General features: G+C 40.0%; 18 protein-coding genes and 1 other annotated feature (1 of these 19 running past the window's edge). Of the genes, 16 read left to right on the forward strand and 2 right to left on the reverse strand.

All coding sequences use genetic code 11. The features are described 5' to 3' along the window. Positions 1–53: a sequence feature (ribosomal protein L20 leader region), on the forward strand; it begins 71 nt to the left of the window's first position. A gap of 188 nt (positions 54–241) precedes the next feature. From infC to IQ10_RS08360, 5 genes are all read left to right on the forward strand, one after another. Then, positions 242–745, forward strand: a complete 504-nt coding sequence (gene infC, locus IQ10_RS08340) for a translation initiation factor IF-3 (RefSeq protein WP_144450035.1) — start codon at positions 242–244, stop codon at positions 743–745. A gap of 40 nt (positions 746–785) precedes the next feature. Then, entirely contained in the window at positions 786–986 is a 201-nt protein-coding gene (rpmI, locus tag IQ10_RS08345; RefSeq protein WP_144450036.1) for a 50S ribosomal protein L35, read from the forward strand. A gap of 35 nt (positions 987–1,021) precedes the next feature. Next, a complete protein-coding gene (gene rplT / locus IQ10_RS08350) occupies positions 1,022–1,381 on the forward strand; it encodes a 50S ribosomal protein L20 (protein ID WP_144450037.1) in 360 nt (119 codons plus the stop codon). A gap of 207 nt (positions 1,382–1,588) precedes the next feature. Then, positions 1,589–1,852 (forward strand): DUF1294 domain-containing protein, encoded by a 264-nt coding sequence (locus IQ10_RS08355; RefSeq protein ID WP_144450038.1) that lies wholly within the window; start codon positions 1,589–1,591, stop codon positions 1,850–1,852. A 34-nt stretch (positions 1,853–1,886) separates the two neighbouring features. Then, positions 1,887–2,462, forward strand: a complete 576-nt coding sequence (locus tag IQ10_RS08360; protein ID WP_144450039.1) for a TVP38/TMEM64 family protein — start codon at positions 1,887–1,889, stop codon at positions 2,460–2,462. A gap of 43 nt (positions 2,463–2,505) precedes the next feature. Here IQ10_RS08360 and IQ10_RS08365 read toward each other — a convergent pair whose 3' ends face one another. Then, complete coding sequence (locus IQ10_RS08365) at positions 2,506–2,895, reverse strand: sigma-w pathway protein ysdB (protein ID WP_144450040.1); 390 nt, start codon at positions 2,893–2,895, stop codon at positions 2,506–2,508. Positions 2,896–3,061: 166 nt separating this feature from the next. On the opposite strand from IQ10_RS08365, the gene IQ10_RS08370 reads away from it, so the two are divergent. Then, positions 3,062–3,550 (forward strand): dUTP diphosphatase, encoded by a 489-nt coding sequence (locus IQ10_RS08370; RefSeq protein WP_144450041.1) that lies wholly within the window; start codon positions 3,062–3,064, stop codon positions 3,548–3,550. Between the two features lie 89 nt (positions 3,551–3,639). After that, a complete protein-coding gene (locus IQ10_RS08375; protein WP_144450042.1) occupies positions 3,640–4,725 on the forward strand; it encodes a M42 family metallopeptidase in 1,086 nt (361 codons plus the stop codon). Between the two features lie 221 nt (positions 4,726–4,946). Here IQ10_RS08375 and sspI read toward each other — a convergent pair whose 3' ends face one another. Further along, positions 4,947–5,153, reverse strand: coding sequence for a small acid-soluble spore protein SspI (gene sspI, locus IQ10_RS08380; protein WP_144450043.1), 207 nt, complete (start codon positions 5,151–5,153; stop codon positions 4,947–4,949). 125 nt (positions 5,154–5,278) lie between these two features. Between sspI and IQ10_RS08385 the strand changes: the two genes are divergently transcribed. The 9 genes from IQ10_RS08385 to IQ10_RS08425 all read left to right on the forward strand — a co-directional run bounded on the left by IQ10_RS08385 (position 5,279) and on the right by IQ10_RS08425 (position 17,659). Beyond that, positions 5,279–6,034: a TrmH family RNA methyltransferase gene (locus tag IQ10_RS08385; RefSeq protein WP_144450044.1), complete on the forward strand. Its 756-nt coding sequence runs from the start codon at positions 5,279–5,281 to the stop codon at positions 6,032–6,034. Positions 6,035–6,448: 414 nt separating this feature from the next. Next, the gene (gene pheS / locus IQ10_RS08390; protein WP_144450045.1) at positions 6,449–7,483 is read left to right on the forward strand and encodes a phenylalanine--tRNA ligase subunit alpha; all 1,035 of its coding nucleotides are present in this window, start codon (positions 6,449–6,451) and stop codon (positions 7,481–7,483) included. A gap of 15 nt (positions 7,484–7,498) precedes the next feature. After that, complete coding sequence (pheT, locus tag IQ10_RS08395) at positions 7,499–9,925, forward strand: phenylalanine--tRNA ligase subunit beta (protein ID WP_144450046.1); 2,427 nt, start codon at positions 7,499–7,501, stop codon at positions 9,923–9,925. Positions 9,926–10,117: 192 nt separating this feature from the next. Then, the gene (gene zapA, locus IQ10_RS08400) at positions 10,118–10,393 is read left to right on the forward strand and encodes a cell division protein ZapA (RefSeq protein ID WP_242009794.1); all 276 of its coding nucleotides are present in this window, start codon (positions 10,118–10,120) and stop codon (positions 10,391–10,393) included. A 1-nt stretch (position 10,394) separates the two neighbouring features. Further along, on the forward strand, positions 10,395–10,934 hold the full coding sequence (locus IQ10_RS08405) for a CvpA family protein (protein ID WP_144450048.1): 540 nt from the start codon (positions 10,395–10,397) through the stop codon (positions 10,932–10,934). A gap of 175 nt (positions 10,935–11,109) precedes the next feature. Next, the gene (gene polX, locus IQ10_RS08410) at positions 11,110–12,837 is read left to right on the forward strand and encodes a DNA polymerase/3'-5' exonuclease PolX (protein WP_144450049.1); all 1,728 of its coding nucleotides are present in this window, start codon (positions 11,110–11,112) and stop codon (positions 12,835–12,837) included. Between the two features lie 51 nt (positions 12,838–12,888). After that, on the forward strand, positions 12,889–15,249 hold the full coding sequence (locus IQ10_RS08415) for an endonuclease MutS2 (RefSeq protein ID WP_144450050.1): 2,361 nt from the start codon (positions 12,889–12,891) through the stop codon (positions 15,247–15,249). A gap of 15 nt (positions 15,250–15,264) precedes the next feature. Next, on the forward strand, positions 15,265–15,678 hold the full coding sequence (locus IQ10_RS08420; protein WP_144450051.1) for a DUF350 domain-containing protein: 414 nt from the start codon (positions 15,265–15,267) through the stop codon (positions 15,676–15,678). Between the two features lie 277 nt (positions 15,679–15,955). After that, positions 15,956–17,659, forward strand: coding sequence for a long-chain-fatty-acid--CoA ligase (locus IQ10_RS08425; RefSeq protein WP_144450052.1), 1,704 nt, complete (start codon positions 15,956–15,958; stop codon positions 17,657–17,659). Positions 17,660–17,818 lie beyond the last annotated feature (159 nt).

The following is a 17,818-nucleotide window of genomic DNA, read 5'->3' on the forward strand; positions in this document are numbered from 1 at the left end:
TTTAAACGAATGAACGAAGTGTGGGCGTAGTGCGCCTACACTTTTTTTGTACTTGAATGAGGTGCATCGGTGATCTGTTTACTTGAACAGTAGCCATGCGATATAGTGAAACTTACATTAGTAGAGGTTGTTTCCGCTGCTTTTGATTAGTTGAACAAATCGGGTTCTTATCACCCACTAACGGGATACATTGCTTTGATCCGTTAAAATCCTTTGGAGGTGGCTCATTATTAGTAAAGACATGTTGGTCAATGAAGGGATTCGTGCACGCGAAGTACGTCTTATTGGAGCAAACGGCGATCAAATTGGCGTTAAGTCAAAACAAGAAGCGCTTGAAATGGCGCAAAATGTTAACCTTGACTTAGTGTGCGTTGCTCCAACGGCGAAACCACCTGTGTGTCGCATCATGGACTACGGAAAATTCCGTTATGAGCAACAAAAGAAAGAAAAAGAAGCTCGTAAAAATCAAAAGATTATTAACGTGAAAGAGGTTCGTTTGAGCCCGACGATCGAAGATAATGATTTTAATACGAAGCTTCGCAACGCTCGAAAGTTCCTTGAAAAAGGAGATAAAGTAAAAGTTGCGATTCGTTTCCGTGGACGTGCTATTACTCACTCTCAAATTGGACGGAAAGTATTAGAGCGTCTTGCAAAAGAATGTGAAGATGTTGCAGTGATTGAATCAATGCCTAAGATGGAAGGACGTAGTATGTTCCTCTTGTTAGCTCCAAAAGCTGAAAAGTAACATCTACTAGTCTGAACAAGATTAAAGGAGGACCTGAGTTATGCCTAAAATGAAAACTCACCGTGGCGCTGCCAAGCGTTTTAAGAAAACAGGATCTGGAAAGCTTAAGCGTTCACACGCATTTACTAGTCACTTATTCGGTAACAAGTCACAAAAGCAGAAGCGTAAATTACGTAAATCTGCTGTTGTTCACTCTGGTGACTTCAAACGTATTCGTTCAATGTTAACGTACAAAAAATAATTGATTTCTTCGGATAGAAAAAGGAGGGAACTTCGATGCCAAGAGTAAAAGGCGGTTATGTCGCTCGTCGTCGTCGTAAGAAGGTATTAAAGTTAGCTAAAGGATATTACGGTTCTAAACATACGTTATTCAAATCAGCACAAGGTCAGGTAATGAAGTCATTACTATATGCTTACCGTGATCGTCGCAACAAGAAGCGTGACTTCCGTAAGCTTTGGATTACACGTATTAACGCAGCTGCACGTATGAATGGTCTTTCTTACAGCCGTTTCATGCATGGTTTAAAGCTTGCTGAAATCAACGTAAACCGTAAAATGCTTGCTGAACTTGCTATCACTGACGAAAAGTCATTTACACAACTTGCTGAAAAAGCAAAAGCAAGCCTTAATGCATAAGAAATAAAAAAAGAAGCGCGGCATGTTGTCGCGTTTCTTTTTTTATACGTTGGGAAAATATACATTTTTTAACACGGAATTTATCGAACTAGTTAAAAATATTAAGTACCAAGTATAAATGCAACTTTGGCTTTCATCATAAGGACTTGGTGATAAGCTAAAGTTGGTTTGTTTGATTGATAGAAATGCTGTGGAGGTTGTAGTTCAATGGAATGGGTTCTCTATTTTCTTGTCATAAACGTGATTGGGTTTGGTATGATGGGTGTAGATAAGCAGCGGGCTAAAAAAGGAGAATGGAGAATAAGCGAACGAACACTGTTTTTACTGGTCTTCGCGGGTGGTGCAGTCGGTATTTATATTGGAATGAAGTGGTTTCGTCATAAAACGAAGCATGCTAGTTTCACACAAGGGGTTCCGGGCATCTTTTTGCTTCAAATCATGATACTAGCCTTCATCATCTTTTTTAATTAAGCATAATGTAGAAAGAGAAAGAGGAGGCCATCAAATGGAAGAATTTCTTGAGCGTTCGACGCAATTTATTGAACAAAGTGGTTGGTTGGCCCCGTTGTTCTTCATTCTCCTTCACGTGTTTAGGCAAATATTCTTTATCCCTGTTTTGCTGGTGTGTCTTGTGGGTGGATATCTATTTGGTACGTTCTATGGTTCTCTTTATTCTATGATTGGCCTTACCACCGTAAGTCTCGTCTTCTACGGACTGATTCATCTCTTTCCAATGATGAGAGAGAAATTAGGAGGTTTAAAGAAGCGATTTTTAAAGGAACAGCATCGTCTAACGCTACCGCAAATGATGATTATGCGTTTGATTCCTTTTATTCACTTCCATCTCGTCTCATTATACTTAATGGAGACAACAAGAGATTTAAAGAGCTATGTAAAGAAATCATTTCTTGTGAGCATCCCACCTGCCATTGTCTATACGGCATTTGGAGATATGATTCATGACCTTCCGCTTACTGGGACGATTATATTTGCAATCTTTATGATCATTTTGTTTTTATTTTTTCGTAAAAAAAGAACGAATATCAGTTGGAATGATTTCTTTCAACCGAAAAACTCATAGAAAAACGTCGCTCATCGGAATGGAGGCGACGTTTTTGTTTTCTTTATTTCTCTGCGCGACGAAGGAGCTCTTTAATCGGACTTTTCCACTCGATCTTGGCGTTAGGATAACGTAGACGAATATCATCAGCAATAAACCCGAAATCTTCCTTCGAAAATCCAGTTAATTGATCAGTTTGTCTTGCCCATACATAGACAGAGACAATCTCAAAAGCTTGATCGGTTGTTCCTAAATATTTCTCACCTTCAAACATAACTCCTTTATACGTAATCAAAAAATTTTTTCGGACATCCTTTTCATCATCATAAAAGAAAAATTGTTTGCGATCGTGAGCTTGTTCGAGCTTACGACGGGGATGGAATAAATATTTAAAAGCAGAGTAAACAAGAATGACAAGAGCGATTAGCAGTAATAAGCGAAAAAGAATGACCATATCATTATACCTCCTTATGAGGTTATACGTTTACATTGTGTATCTAGATTTTGACACACTACCATAAAAAAAGTAAAGAACTTACTAGTAATACGACTCTCGTTTCACTTTGGTTGCGTGTTTATCATAAAAAATTGTTATAATTATCATAACAAGGAGGCGCATTATGGAGATAGAGAAGTTATTTTTGATTCAAAAACAATTAAATGATCGCATTATACAAGAACATCGGTTAGAAGGGAAAGACCTTTTTACTGAGGTACAGCTTGCTTTTTTAGTGGAATTAGGAGAGCTTGCTAATGAAACACGATGCTTTAAATATTGGAGCAGAAAGCCTTCTTCAAAACGAGAAGTCATTTTAGAGGAATACGTTGATGGGCTTCATTTTGTTCTGACGTTAGGTCTAGCCTTGAGGTACACAAATGTAATCATCAAACAAACATATCCTTACCTAGAAACCATGACTGAGCAATTTTTAGAAGTGATGAAGCAAACGCATGAGTTGAATCGAGAGCGTTCAAATGAGAACTATCAAAGACTAGTTGATTCATTTCTTGGTCTTGGTCAGCAGTTAGGGTTTTCCTATGAGGAGATTGAAGAAGCCTATTTAGCGAAAAATAAAGTGAATCATCAACGTCAGGATAACGGATACTAAACGTAAATAAAAGGTTTGTTCATTTGAGTGACGAAATAAATGACTGTATACTGAGATTGTAGAAGTAAAGAAGAAGGAGGTAATACATAATGACAAAATTAGATGAGCGTTTGCAAATGTTAAAAGATTTAACAGACGCTAATGGTGTTTCAGGTAATGAGCGCGAGGTGCGTGAGGTGATGACGAAATATATTGCCCCGTTCGCCGATGAAGTGACAACAGATAAGCTCGGCAGTCTTGTTGCTAAGAAAGTAGGTAAAGAAGACGGACCGAAAATCATGGTTGCTGGTCACCTTGATGAAATTGGTTTCATGGTTACAAGCATTGATGATAAAGGGTTCTTACGTTTTCAGACCGTAGGCGGCTGGTGGGAGCAAGTGATGCTTGCCCAACGCGTTACAGTTATGACAAGTAAGGGGAATATTCCAGGAGTCATTGGCTCAAAGCCACCGCATATTTTACCTCCAGAGGCACGAAAGAAACCTGTTGATAAGAAAGATATGTTTATTGATATAGGAGCACAAAGCAAAGAAGAAGCTATGGAATTTGGTGTGCGCCCTGGTGATTCTGTTGTTCCAGTTTGTGAATTTACAGTGATGAAAAATGAAAAATATTTAATGGCAAAAGCATGGGATAATCGGATTGGATGTGCGATTGCAATTGATGTTCTTCGTGAATTACAAGGGGTCGATCATCCAAATACAGTATACGGTGTTGGCACAATCCAAGAAGAAGTTGGTTTACGTGGAGCGCGTACGTCTGCCCATTTGATCGAGCCTGATATCGGTTTTGGCGTTGACGTTGGTATTGCTGGTGATACACCAGGTGTAACAGAAAAAGAAGCCCTTGCGAAGATGGGAGAAGGCCCACAAATTGTTCTTTATGATGCGTCGATGATCTCACATAAAGGCTTACGTGACTTTGTGACAGATACAGCAGACGAACATAATATTCCCTATCAGTTTGATGCGATGGCAGGGGGCGGAACCGATTCAGGAGCGATTCATTTAACAGCAAATGGTGTACCTGCATTATCGATCACGGTTGCGACACGTTACATTCATACACATGCCGCGATCCTTCATCGTGATGACTACGAAAACACAATCAAGCTCATTGTCGAAGTGATTAAGAAATTAGACAGCGACACTGTTGCAAAGATTACGTATAACTAAGAAAAGCGAAAGCTGCCTTGTTCAGCGAGCTGCAAGTGGTGGAAGCCTGTCAATGAGTTTCTAGGTTTTAGGAAGCCATTTACAGGTTGAAGCAACCTCGAGCGGCTAGGCGCTGTAGCTAGACATCATCGAGTTTTATGCTTTCTTATCTGTTAAAAAATGAAAACCCGCATGTGGCGGGTTTTCATTTTTTATCTCGATTGACGTATACGTATTAGTGATTATTGTAACCCTTGACTAATTTGCTCACAAAGCTGATCTCTTTGCTCTTCTGATGCGTTTTTCCAGTATACTTCGAAAAGAACACCCAACCCAGGCAACATCTTTTCTTCGCCACGCGAAATGGCATCTGTAATCGTTGCTTCTACATCATCTTCTGAGCTACCTTTTATGTTCGCCATGATGGCCCCACGTAAGTTAAATCCCATCGTCATACACTCCTTTTTAAGGTCAAAATTGGTTCTAGATGTAGTATGTCTGAGTTGAGACTAGATTATGACGAAAAAAATCGGTATGATGAGTGAAAGAAGGAACATGGATAAAGGAGCGCAGAATGAAACGAATAGATTCAATAAAAAACGAACAAGTGAAGACATGGAAAAAGCTACATACGAGAAAAGGTCGGGAAAAAGCAGGGAAATTTCTTGTGGAAGGCTTTCACCTTGTTGAAGAAGCGTTAAAGGCACCGATTCATGTTGAAGCTGTGATCATGACGGAAGAAACGGTTCTCCCATCTGCATGGTCATTATCAGATCATGAAATCATTCTTGTTAGCGAACAAGTTATGAAAGACATTTCAGAAACCGAGACGCCACAGGGTATCGCAGCAGTGTGTGATTTGCCAGCTCCACCAATTGTTGACGTGTTAGAAGGTCAGTATTTATTAATTGATCGTGTACAAGACCCGGGTAATGTTGGCACGATGATCCGAACAGCAGATAGTGCTGGCATGACAGGTGTTGTAATGGGAGAAGGCTGCGTTGATATTTTTAATAGTAAAGTTATTCGAGCATCACAAGGGTCAATTTTTCATTTGCCTGTTATAAAAGGAAATTTATTGACATGGATTGAGCGTTTTAAGGAGGAATCCATTCCTGTTTTTGGAACAGCTCTTGAAGGAGCAAGCTCCTATTCGGCTATTGAACCGCAAAGGAAATTTGCTTTGATTATGGGAAATGAAGGCGAAGGTGTGTCAGAAGATTTACTTGCTGTGTGTGATCAAAACATTTATATTCCGATTTTCGGACAAGCTGAGTCTCTTAATGTTGCAGTAGCTGCTGGTATTCTTCTTTACTATTTACGAGGGTAAATACAAATGACAGTTGCAACGATTGTTAAGATTCACTATAATATAGAAGCAAATTCATATTGGAAAAGCTAAGAAAGAGAGTAGTAAGCCCTACCCCACCATATAGGGAGGAAATGCCTTTGACTGGAAGCATTTCTATGGCAGGAATCGCTGAATTCACTCTGGAGCTGACATCGGACCACAGGGTTACTTGTGAAGGTGTTTCCGGCGCTGAGCCGTTATGACAATGAAGGATGTAGCGATTTTTTGATCGTTATGAATTAAGGGTGGTACCACGAGCCATCGTCCCTTTTATGGAGACGATGGCTCTTTTTTGTTTTGATTAGAAAGAACCATATTCATATTCGCTTTCTAAACGACAAAATAAACGAAGAAGCCACGTTTTCTAATGAAAAAGTTTGAGGAGGAAATAAGATGCGTGAAAAGTTAGAAGCCTTACGCGATGAAGCGTTAGCGAAAATTGCAGCTGCTGAAGATGTAAAGGCATTGCAAGAAGTAAGAGTCGCTTATTTAGGGAAAAAAGGACCAATCACAGAAGTTCTACGTGGAATGGGAAAGCTTTCAGCTGAAGAGAGACCGATCATTGGTCAAATGGCAAATGATGTCCGTGATGCGATTAAGGAACAAGTTGAAGCAAAAGAAGCAGTTCTTGAGGGAGCGGCAATTGAAGCACAGCTTGCTAGTGAAAGCATTGATGTCACATTGCCAGGCCGTCCAGTTCAAGCTGGTTCATCTCACCCTTTAACAGCCGTTATCGAAGAAGTAGAGGATGCGTTCATTGGACTTGGTTTTTCTGTTGCGGAAGGCCCTGAAGTAGAGACAGACTATTATAATTTTGAAGCATTAAATTTACCAAAGGATCATCCAGCTCGTGATATGCAGGATTCCTTTTACTTCACAGAAGAACTATTGCTTCGAACGCATACATCTCCAGTACAAGCGAGAACAATGGAAAAACATAAGGGTAAAGGACCAGTCAAGGTTATCTGTCCAGGAAAAGTGTTCCGCCGCGATGATGATGATGCTACGCATTCCCATCAATTCATGCAAATCGAAGGCTTATTTGTTGATGAAAATGTTCGTATGAGCGATTTAAAAGGGGTGCTTGAGGCTTTTGCTAAGTCATTTTTTGGTCCTGATCGCAAAATTCGTTTACGTCCAAGCTTCTTCCCGTTTACTGAGCCATCGGTAGAAGTAGATGTGTCATGTGGAATGTGTGGTGGAGAAGGCTGTCGCATTTGTAAACAATCAGGCTGGATCGAAGTACTTGGTGCTGGGATGATTCACCCACGTGTTCTTGAAATGAGTGGCTTTGATTCAAGTAGATATAGTGGTTTCGCATTCGGAATGGGTGTTGAGCGACTAGCGATGCTAAAGTATGATATTGACGACATTCGTCATTTCTATACAAATGATGTACGTTTTCTTAAACAATTCAATCGGATGTAAAGGAGGAGAATAAACATGCTCGTTTCTTATAAATGGTTACAGGACTATGTCAAAATAGAGGATATTTCTCCAAGAGATATCGCAGAAAAAATGACACGTGGTGGAATTGAAATCGATTTTGTCCACAAGCTTAATCAAGGAGTTTCAGGCGTTGTCGTTGGTTATGTGCAAGAACGTAAACAACATCCGAACGCTGATAAGCTAAGTGTATGTCAGGTTGATATCGGTGAAGAAGAGCTTGTGCAAATTGTTTGCGGGGCACCAAATGTAGCACAAGGACAATATGTAGCAGTTGCAAAAGTTGGAGCAGTACTTCCAGGCAACTTCAAAATTAAAAAAGCTAAGCTTCGCGGTGAAGTTTCTCAAGGGATGATCTGTTCACTGCAAGAGCTTGGCATTGATAGCAAGCTTGTGCAAAAAGAATTTACTGAAGGAATTTATACATTCCAAGGTAATGTAGAAGTCGGTAGCGATGCGTTAGCTGCATTAAATCTTGATGATGAAGTGTTAGAACTAGATTTAACACCGAATCGTTCAGATTGCTTAAATATGCTTGGGGTTGCTTATGAAGTAGGAGCTCTTTATGATCGTGACGTCATATTGCCAACGATTGAGCTTGCAACGAATGATGAACAAGCAGCTGACTATATTAGCGTTGCAATTGAAGCAGATGAAGATAATCCATATTACGGAGCGACGATTATTAAAGATGTGAAGGTCGGTCCATCACCGCTTTGGCTGCAAACACGTCTAATGGCTGCAGGAATTCGTCCAATTAGCAATGTCGTGGATGTCACAAACTATGTGCTGCTTGAGTATGGTCAACCACTCCATGCATTTGACTATGATCGTTTCGGCTCAAAGGAAGTTGTTGTTCGTCGTGCGAAAGATCAAGAGAAAATCGTAACACTCGATGATCAAGAGCGCATATTAACAAGTGATCATCTTGTCATTACAAATGGAAAAGAACCTGTAGCGATTGCTGGTGTGATGGGCGGAGCAACATCAGAGGTGCAAGCAGATACGACAACGATTTTACTTGAAGCAGCATACTTCCATCCTGTCACGATTCGCAGGGCATCTCGTGATTTAGGACTTCGCAGTGATGCAAGTGCACGTTATGAAAAAGGGATTGATCCAAGTCGTGTACGTGAAGCGAGCAAACGTGCAGCGAGCCTCATTGCAGAGCTTGCTGGTGGAACGATCGTTTCTGATGTCGTTGAAAAAGACACGTACAATCTAGAACTGGCAACCGTTCGACTTGATTTAGATCGTATGAACAATCGTCTTGGCATGAACATTTCAATGGATGAAGTGAAAGGCTTCATGACACGTTTAGGCTTTTCATATAAAGAAGATGGAAAAGTGTTAATGGTAACAGTACCATCTCGTCGCTTAGATATTCAAATTGAAGAAGATCTTGTGGAAGAAGTGGCTCGTCTTTACGGCTATGACCACATTCCAACAACTCTTCCACTAGGTGCAACGACACAAGGTGGATTAACAGAGTATCAACAAAAACGCCGCCATGTTCGTCGTGTGCTTGAGCGTGCAGGCTTATCTCAAGTTGTGACCTATTCGTTAACAAGCCCTGAAAAAGCGAGAGGCTTCGCAAATGAGTCAACACAAGAGACTGCTGTTCGCTTAGCAATGCCAATGAGTGAGGACCGTAGTACGATGCGTACAAGTCTGATTCCTCATTTATTTGATGTTATTAGCTATAATTTAAATCGTAAAAATCAAGCCGTTCATATTTATGAGATTGGTTCGATTTTCTTAAGTGAAGAAAAGGAGCTAACGACGCAACCAACAGAGAAAGAAATGGTTGCTGGTGCTCTAACAGGACTATGGCATGAGCATGCATGGCAAGGTGAGAAAAAAGCAGTTGATTTCTTTGTTGTAAAAGGTATTCTTGAAAGTCTATTTGCTGAATTAGGTCTTGACGAGCAAGTGACGTTCCATCAAACGAAGAAGCCAGATATGCATCCAGGTCGTACAGCTGAAGTGAGGCTTGCAGGTCAAGAAATTGGTTTCGTTGGTCAAGTTCATCCAAAGGCTCAAAAAGAGAAGGATTTACGTGAGACATATGTCTATCAACTTGACTTAGAAGCAATCCTTAATTACGAATCAGATGCTGTCGTATACCAAGCATTGCCAAGGTTCCCAGCAATGGTACGTGATATCGCGCTTGTTGTTGATGCAACTCGTTTTGCGGGGGATATTGAAGCAGTCATTCGCCAAGCAGGAGGAGATCTCTTAAAGGCTGTTCATCTCTTTGATTTGTATCAAGGTGAGCATATGGAAGAAGGGAAGAAATCCCTTGCTTTCTCACTCACATATCTCGATCCAGAGCGTACATTAACAGATGAGGAAGTCACAAAAGCACATAGTCATGTGTTACGACAGCTAGAAGAACAAGTTGGAGCAAGTTTGCGAGGATAATATTCAAAATAGGCAAACGCTCTGACAAAACAGACCTTTTTTAGAAAGCAGTCGCATACGAGTGACTGCTTTCTCTTTTTTTCTCATAATCACTGTATTTCCATAAAGATCCCTTCATGTTATGATAGAATGTAGGATTTTGTTGGAATAAACATTCGATCAGTTTGAATCATGCAGATAGGAGGCTTTTCAGTGTCAAAACAAAATGAAAAGCAGCGGACAACTGTTACAATTTATGGTCAACAATATACGGTTGTCGGTCAAGAGCCTCCGACACATGTCAAAGAAGTGGCTCAACTCGTTGATCAAAAAATGAGAGAAATAAAAAAGCGGAACCCGTATTTAGATACAACCCGTTTGGCTGTATTAACGGCAGTAAATGTCGTCGATGATTATATGAAGCTACTAAAGGAGAATGAAATTTTAGCCGAAAAGGAAGAACGGGAACGAACGACAGGAGACGAGTAGCATGCTTAGTTTTGTGATTTTATTTTTGTTATTTTGTAGCTTCTTTATCGGGCGAAGAAGAGGATTTATTCTGCAAATTGTTCACCTTGTAAGTTTCGTCGTAGCGATTTTCGTTGCGTACACGTACTTTCGAGAGTTGGCGACATTTATTCGCCTATGGATTCCGTATCCACAATTTTCACAAGATAGTACCGTAGGGATGATTATAAGTACATTTGATGGGGAAAGTGTCTATTATTCAGGTATTGCTTTTGCGATTCTTTTCTTTGGAACAAAATTGGTTCTTCATTTACTAGGATCAATGCTAGATTTCCTCGCTCATTTACCAATTCTGAGATCTTTTAATCAATTACTCGGTGGTGTGCTTTGTTTTGTTGAGACGTACTTGATTTTACTAGTACTCATGTTTGTAGCAGCACTGCTCCCAATCGAAGTGGTCCAGGATGTCATGCAGCGTTCCATTGTTGTCCAACTGATGATGAATCACACCCCATTTATTTCAGAATGGATTAAATCCCTATGGGTGGAGAACCCATTATAAACAAGAGTCTGACCCAAATGGAAACGAAGTGATAGGCCGCATGCATCAGTTGTTCTTTTGCGCTAAAACTTCAGCCTTTTGGGCAGACTTTTTGTGTTGTTAAAGTGATCACAGGGTGTCGGCGTTGATTTTCGATGCAAGCTATCGGTATGATAGGAGTAAGAAGAAGGAGAAGATGATCATGAATAAGAAAGATGTCATTCGTACACTTGAGAAAATTGCGATTTACCTTGAAATTAAAGGAGACAATCCTTTTAAAATATCTGCTTACCGTAAAGCTGCCCAAGCACTTGAATCAGATCAACGCACATTAGATGAGATTGATAATCCTGCTAGCTTAAATGGCATTGGTAAGGGAACGGCAGAAGTGATTGTCGAAATGAAAGAGAGCGGCGAATCAACATTATACAATGAATTAGCAAATAGTCTCCCAGCAGGTCTTTTGCCTTTATTAAAACTACCAGGACTTGGTGGAAAAAAGGTTGGGAAATTGTATCAAGAGCTTGGTGTTGTGGATATGAATACCTTGAAGCAAGTATGTGAAGAAGGGGAAGTACAGAAACTCGCTGGATTTGGAAAAAAGACCGAAGAAAAAATTTTGGTTGCGATTGAAGAAGCGAGTACGCGTCCAGACCGTTTAGCTCTTCCAATCGTTTTACCAATTGCTCTGCAAATTGAGCAAGCTCTTCGCACAATGAAGGGAGTCGAACGTTTCTCACGTGCAGGAAGCTTACGTAGAATGAGGGAGACAGTTAAGGATTTAGATTTTATTATTGCCACAACAGAGCCTGAGCTTGTTAGGGATCAACTTTTATCAATGGAATCGATTAGTAACGTTATTGCAAGTGGAGACACAAAAGTATCCGTTGAGATCACAACTGAGTTTCCGATTTCCATTGATTTTAGATTAGTTGAGCCAAAGGCGTTTGCGACAACACTCCACCATTTTACAGGTTCAAAAGACCATAATGTAAAGCTTCGCCAGCTTGCCAAAAAAAGAGGCGAAAAAATAAGTGAATATGGTGTTGAGTCCGTTGAAACAGGTGAAGTGAAGACCTTTGAAAGTGAAGAAGTATTTTTTGCCCATTTTGGCTTAGCTTATGTTCCACCAGAAGCAAGGGAGGATCAAGGAGAGGTCGAGTTAGCAGAAGAATCAGCTTCGCCTCATTATCTCACAAATAAAGATATCCGTGGCGATTTGCATATGCATACGACATGGAGTGATGGTGCCCATTCGATAATAGAAATGGTCGAAGCAGCAAGAGAGCGAGGCTATCAATATATTGCCATTACAGATCACTCAAGGTACTTAAAAGTTGCTAATGGACTGAGTATTGAACGTCTAAAGGATCAGCATGCACAAATTCGAGCGTTAAATGAAAAATATGATGATTTCACGATTCTAACTGGAATTGAAATGGATATTTTACCAGATGGCACATTAGACTATGATAATGAAATATTAGCGGACATTGATTTTGTCATCGCATCGATCCATTCCTCTTTTCAACAAGATAGAGAGACGATTATGAACCGATTAAAGACTGCTCTAGAGAATGTTCATGTTGATTTAATTGCTCATCCAACAGGGCGCTTACTTGGTCGAAGAGAAGGCTATGATGTGGACCTTGAAATGCTGATCGATTTAGCAAAAGAAACAAATACAGCATTAGAGCTTAATGCTAATCCGAATCGGTTAGATTTATCAGCTGAATGGTTGAAAAAAGCGGAAGAAGCTGGAGTGGTCATAGCGATTAATACGGATGCGCATCATATAGAAATGATGGATGACATGATGTATGGCACAGGTACTGCTAGACGGGCAATGCTAAGTCCAGACACTGTGATGAATACATGGACAATCGATCGTCTTTGTAATTTTTTAAAAAGACATGAGTCCTAATGCATCCAATGAATGAGAATAGACGTAAGAGATAAAGAAGGAGTTACGTATATGGAGCGAGTTATTCGAGTGTTAGAATATGAGAAGATGAAGCGACAGTTGCAAGAGCATGTCTCATCTTCTCTAGGTAAACAGAAAGTGAATCAGTTATTGCCTTCTGTAGAATTGGACGAAGTGAAAAGGTGGCAAAATGAAACAGCAGAAGGAGCGACTGTTCGCAGGCTAAAAGGGCATGTCCCTCTTGGTGGCATTTCGGATATAACTGCACATGCTAAACGTGCCAAAATCGGTGGATCTCTTTCGGCAAGTGAGCTAATTGAAATTGCAAGCACGATTTATGGTGGACGGACACTTAGGAAGTTCATCGTTACAATGGTAGAAGAGGAAGAAATTGAATTGCCGCTATTGTATGAATATGCTGAACAAATTGAGCCATTAACGGATGTTGAACGCGAAATTAAGCAGTGTATTGATGATAACGGACATGTTCTGGATTCAGCAAGCCCTGCTCTAAGAACGATTCGTCAGCAAGTACGTAGCTATGAATCAGGAGTTCGTTCGAAGCTCGAGAGCATCACACGTTCTTCAAGTACCCAGAAGATGCTATCAGATGCCATTGTGACAATCCGTAATGATCGTTTTGTTATTCCTGTTAAGCAAGAATATCGTAGTTCATTTGGAGGGATTGTTCACGATCAATCGTCTTCGGGGGCGACTCTTTTTATTGAGCCACAGGCCATTGTCACATTAAATAACCAGCTAAGAGAAGCAAAGGTGAAAGAAGCAAGAGAGATTGAACGCATTTTAGCAGAGCTATCTAGTCATGTTGCACTTGTTGCAGATGAACTATTAACGAATATTGATTTACTAGCAAGTCTGGACTTTATTTTTGCTAAGGCACACTATGCCAAATATTTAAAAGCAACAAAACCAAAGCTTAATGATACAGGCTATGTCCTTTTAAAACGTGCTCGTCATCCTTTATTAGATGCAGACATTGTCGTTCCAATTGATGTGGAGCTTGGCGGAGAATACCGTTCATTGATTATTACGGGTCCCAATACGGGTGGTAAGACGGTGACGTTAAAAACGGTTGGCTTACTTACGTTAATGGCGCAGTCAGGCTTGCATGTTCCTGTAGACGACGAGTCAGAAATGGCGGTCTATAAGCAGGTTTTTGCTGATATTGGTGATGAACAATCGATTGAGCAAAGCTTAAGTACGTTCTCTTCTCATATGACAAACATTGTTAGCATTTTAGATAAAGTCGATTTTCAAAGCCTGGTGCTATTTGATGAGCTCGGAGCTGGTACTGATCCAACTGAAGGTGCAGCTCTGGCGATTTCGATTTTAGATGATGTGTATAACCGCGGGGCATGTGTCGTAGCTACAACGCATTACAGTGAGCTAAAAGGTTATGCTTATAATCGTGAAGGAGCAATCAATGCGAGCGTCGAATTTGATGTTGAGACCCTTCGCCCAACGTATCGCTTATTAATCGGTGTACCAGGACGAAGCAACGCGTTTGCGATTTCTCGCCGCCTGGGCCTAAGTGAACGTATTATTGAAAAAGCGAAAGAACAGATTGATAGTGAGACAAATCAAATTGAAAATATGATTGAATCTCTTGAAACAAGCCAAAAGTCTGCTGAGTCAGAATGGGAAAAGGCTGAGAAAATTCGTGCAGAAGCTGAGCAACTACGGTTAGATCTTATTCGTCAATTAGAAGAATTTGAAAAGCAAAAAGAGCGATTGATGAAAGAAGCGGAAGAAAAAGCAGAAAAAGCTGTGAGTAAAGCGAAGGAAGAAGCAGAATTCATTATCGAAGAACTTCGCGAAATGCAAAAGGAAGGTCTTTCTGTTAAGGAGCATCAGATTATTGATGCGAAGAAACATCTTGAACAAGCAGCGCCGAAGTTGACTGCTCAACAGAAAAAAGTGAAGAAGGCCGCTGCAAAAGCGAAGCAAAATATTAAAGCTGGTGATGAAGTAAAAGTGATCAGCTTTGGCCAAAAAGGCTTTGTTGTCGAACAAATCAGTGAGAGCGAGTTTCAAGTACAAATGGGTATTATGAAAATGAAGGTCAATAAGGATGACTTGCAACTTATCGATCGACCGAAACAGGTTGAAACAAAGCCAATAGCAACGTTACGTGGTAGTGACCATCACGTGAAATCTGAATTAGACTTGCGCGGAGAACGATATGAAGATGCGATGCGCCTTGTAGAAAAATATATTGATGATGCTTTGCTTGCTGGTTACCACAGTGTGTCGATCATTCACGGAAAAGGCAGTGGTGCATTGCGCAAAGGTGTGAAGCAGCTTCTGAAAAAGCATCCACATGTAAAAGGTGAACGTGATGGTGGTATGAATGAAGGTGGGCTCGGTAATACAGTTGTTGAATTAAAATAAGGCGAGGAGAAATCAATGGAAACATTTTTTGAATATGAAATGATTCGGACAGCGGCTTATTATAGTGTCTCTGTTTTAGCTCTGATCGTATTTCTTGCCATTTTTGAGCTTGTGACAAAGTATAAAAATTGGGTTGAGATCAAAAAGGGAAACGTAGCAGTTGCATTAGCAACTGGCGGAAAGATCTTTGGAGTCGCCAATATTTTCAGGCACTCAATTGAACAGTCAGACTCATTATTAATGATGCTTAGCTGGGGTGTAATTGGTTTCTGTTTATTGCTAGTTAGTTATTTTATTTTTGAATTTATCACACCGAGTTTCAAAGTGGATGAAGAAATAGCTCGTGATAATCGTGCAGTTGGCTTTGTATCGATGATCATTTCAGTTGGGCTTTCCTATGTCATCGGTGCAAGTATCATTGCAAGATAGAGCTTAAAAGGAGAGTAAAGCATTGGAAACACTCATGAAAATTCTTTATGTCTGTTGTGGCGCATTTATATTGTCGGGCATCATATACATGTTTTTCTTTGCTGCATCATAAGAAGATAAAAAGCTGGATCTTACTTAAGTGATTCAGCTTTTTTGAAAATAAATAACTAAAAATTCAAAAAATTATTTATTTACGTAAGCGATTACAATAAAATAGTAATAGAGGAGAATGGAATATAAGAAAGGAGCAAGTGAGCATGAATAGGAGGAGATGAATATGATGACTGTTGAGAAAGTTTGGCTACAACATTATCCAAAGGAAATTCCTCATTCGATTGAGTATGAAGAAAGGTGCTTGCAAGATTATTTAAAGCAAGCAGCAACAACCTATCCTAACAATGTCGCACTGCACTTTCTAGGCAAGGAAATGACGTACTCCGAAGTGTACGAACAAGCCAAACGATTTGCTAATCAGTTAAAAACGTTGGGAGTTGAGAAAGGTGACCGTGTCGCCATTATGCTTGCCAACTCTCCACAATCGATTATTAGCTACTACGGTGCATTAATGCTAGGCGCAATTGTTGTGCAAACGAACCCTCTTTATGTTGAAAGAGAGCTTTCGCATCAGTTAATTGATTCCGGAGCAAAAGTCATCATCTGTCTTGATCTAGTCTTCCCACGTGTCGAAAAAGTTCGTTCAAAAACAGACTTAACTCACGTGATCGTAACCAGTATTAAAGATTATTTACCATTTCCAAAGAACTTGCTCTACCCATTTGTTCAAAAGAAAAATACGGGTATAAAAGTCGATATCGTTTATGATGAGAAGACGATTGCCTTTAAGTCATTTCTACAAAAGGGTGACTCTAGCGAAGTGCAGGTTGAATTGAACCCATCCACAGATTTAGCTCTTTTGCAGTATACAGGTGGTACAACAGGTCCTGCAAAAGGAGTTATGCTTACTCATCGAAACCTCGTTGTCAATACAACTCAATGTATTCACTGGACATATAAGACAAAGCCTGGCCAAGAAAAAATGCTAGCAGCTCTTCCCTTTTTTCATGTGTATGGGATGACAGTTATTATGAATCTAGCTATTATGAGTGGATTTACAACTGTAATCCTTCCAAAGTTTGAAACTAAAGATGTCCTTAAAACGATTGATAAGCAGAAAATTACTTTATTTCCAGGTGCACCAACGATGTATGTGGCATTGATTAACGATCCAAATATTAATGATTATGATTTATCTTCAATTGTCGCTTGTTTAAGTGGTGCAGCCGCGCTACCGCTTGAAGTTCAACAAACTTTTGAAAAGCTATCAGGTGGGAAGCTCGTTGAAGGGTACGGTTTGACAGAAACGTCTCCTGTAGCAATAGCCAATCCAATATGGGGCAATCGGAAATCAAGTAGTGTTGGTATCCCTTGGCCTGATACAGAAGCAACGGTTATTTCTGCCGAAACAGGTGAAACTGCTGAAATTGGTGAGGTCGGAGAAATTGCGATTCGAGGTCCTCAAGTCATGAAAGGTTACTGGAACCGTCCAGAAGAAACGGAAAAGGTTTTCAAGGATGATTGGTTTTTAACTGGTGATATGGGCTATATGGATGAGGATGGCTATTTTTATATCGTCGATCGAAAAAAAGATATGATTATCGCTGGTGGATTTAATATTTATCCACGTGAAATTGAAGAAGTTCTGTATGAACATGAAGCAATTCAAGAAACCGCTGTTATTGGTGTGCCAGATGAATATCGTGGTGAAACAGTAAAAGCATTCATTGTATTAAAAGAAGGGAGAAAGCTGTCTGAAAAAGAATTGGAAGAATTTTGTCGCAAGCATTTAGCAGCCTTTAAAGTTCCGAGATTATTTGAATTTCGTGATGAATTACCCAAGACGCTTGTCGGAAAAATTCTTCGCCGTGTTCTTGTAGAAGAAGAAAAACAAAAACGTGAAAAACAAAAATCAAGTAATGAATAAGCATTAAAACTAGGGGGAGCTGATATAAGCACCTCCTTTTTATTGATAAAAGTAAGAAAATTTCAAAAAATGATAAAAATCTATTTAAAAATGAATGGACATTCATTACAATAGAGGAGAGAGGATGAAATGATTGAAAGGAGAGGCTTAAGGAGGCCA

It is taken from the genome of Halalkalibacter nanhaiisediminis (assembly GCF_007830185.1).
Taxonomy (GTDB): Bacteria; Bacillota; Bacilli; order Bacillales; family Bacillaceae_D; genus Halalkalibacter; species Halalkalibacter nanhaiisediminis.

Excerpts from the sequence above, each read along its gene's own strand:
- infC (WP_144450035.1), top strand. The coding sequence starts at position 242 with ATGTTGGTCAATGAAGGGATTCGTGCACGCGAAGTACGTCTTATTGGA.
- rpmI (WP_144450036.1), top strand. The coding sequence starts at position 786 with ATGCCTAAAATGAAAACTCACCGTGGCGCTGCCAAGCGTTTTAAGAAA.
- rplT (WP_144450037.1), top strand. The coding sequence starts at position 1,022 with ATGCCAAGAGTAAAAGGCGGTTATGTCGCTCGTCGTCGTCGTAAGAAG.
- IQ10_RS08355 (WP_144450038.1), top strand. The coding sequence starts at position 1,589 with ATGGAATGGGTTCTCTATTTTCTTGTCATAAACGTGATTGGGTTTGGT.
- IQ10_RS08360 (WP_144450039.1), top strand. The coding sequence starts at position 1,887 with ATGGAAGAATTTCTTGAGCGTTCGACGCAATTTATTGAACAAAGTGGT.
- IQ10_RS08365 (WP_144450040.1), bottom strand. The coding sequence starts at position 2,895 with ATGGTCATTCTTTTTCGCTTATTACTGCTAATCGCTCTTGTCATTCTT.
- IQ10_RS08370 (WP_144450041.1), top strand. The coding sequence starts at position 3,062 with ATGGAGATAGAGAAGTTATTTTTGATTCAAAAACAATTAAATGATCGC.
- IQ10_RS08375 (WP_144450042.1), top strand. The coding sequence starts at position 3,640 with ATGACAAAATTAGATGAGCGTTTGCAAATGTTAAAAGATTTAACAGAC.
- sspI (WP_144450043.1), bottom strand. The coding sequence starts at position 5,153 with ATGGGATTTAACTTACGTGGGGCCATCATGGCGAACATAAAAGGTAGC.
- IQ10_RS08385 (WP_144450044.1), top strand. The coding sequence starts at position 5,279 with ATGAAACGAATAGATTCAATAAAAAACGAACAAGTGAAGACATGGAAA.
- pheS (WP_144450045.1), top strand. The coding sequence starts at position 6,449 with ATGCGTGAAAAGTTAGAAGCCTTACGCGATGAAGCGTTAGCGAAAATT.
- pheT (WP_144450046.1), top strand. The coding sequence starts at position 7,499 with ATGCTCGTTTCTTATAAATGGTTACAGGACTATGTCAAAATAGAGGAT.
- IQ10_RS08405 (WP_144450048.1), top strand. The coding sequence starts at position 10,395 with ATGCTTAGTTTTGTGATTTTATTTTTGTTATTTTGTAGCTTCTTTATC.
- polX (WP_144450049.1), top strand. The coding sequence starts at position 11,110 with ATGATCATGAATAAGAAAGATGTCATTCGTACACTTGAGAAAATTGCG.
- IQ10_RS08415 (WP_144450050.1), top strand. The coding sequence starts at position 12,889 with ATGGAGCGAGTTATTCGAGTGTTAGAATATGAGAAGATGAAGCGACAG.
- IQ10_RS08420 (WP_144450051.1), top strand. The coding sequence starts at position 15,265 with ATGGAAACATTTTTTGAATATGAAATGATTCGGACAGCGGCTTATTAT.
- IQ10_RS08425 (WP_144450052.1), top strand. The coding sequence starts at position 15,956 with ATGATGACTGTTGAGAAAGTTTGGCTACAACATTATCCAAAGGAAATT.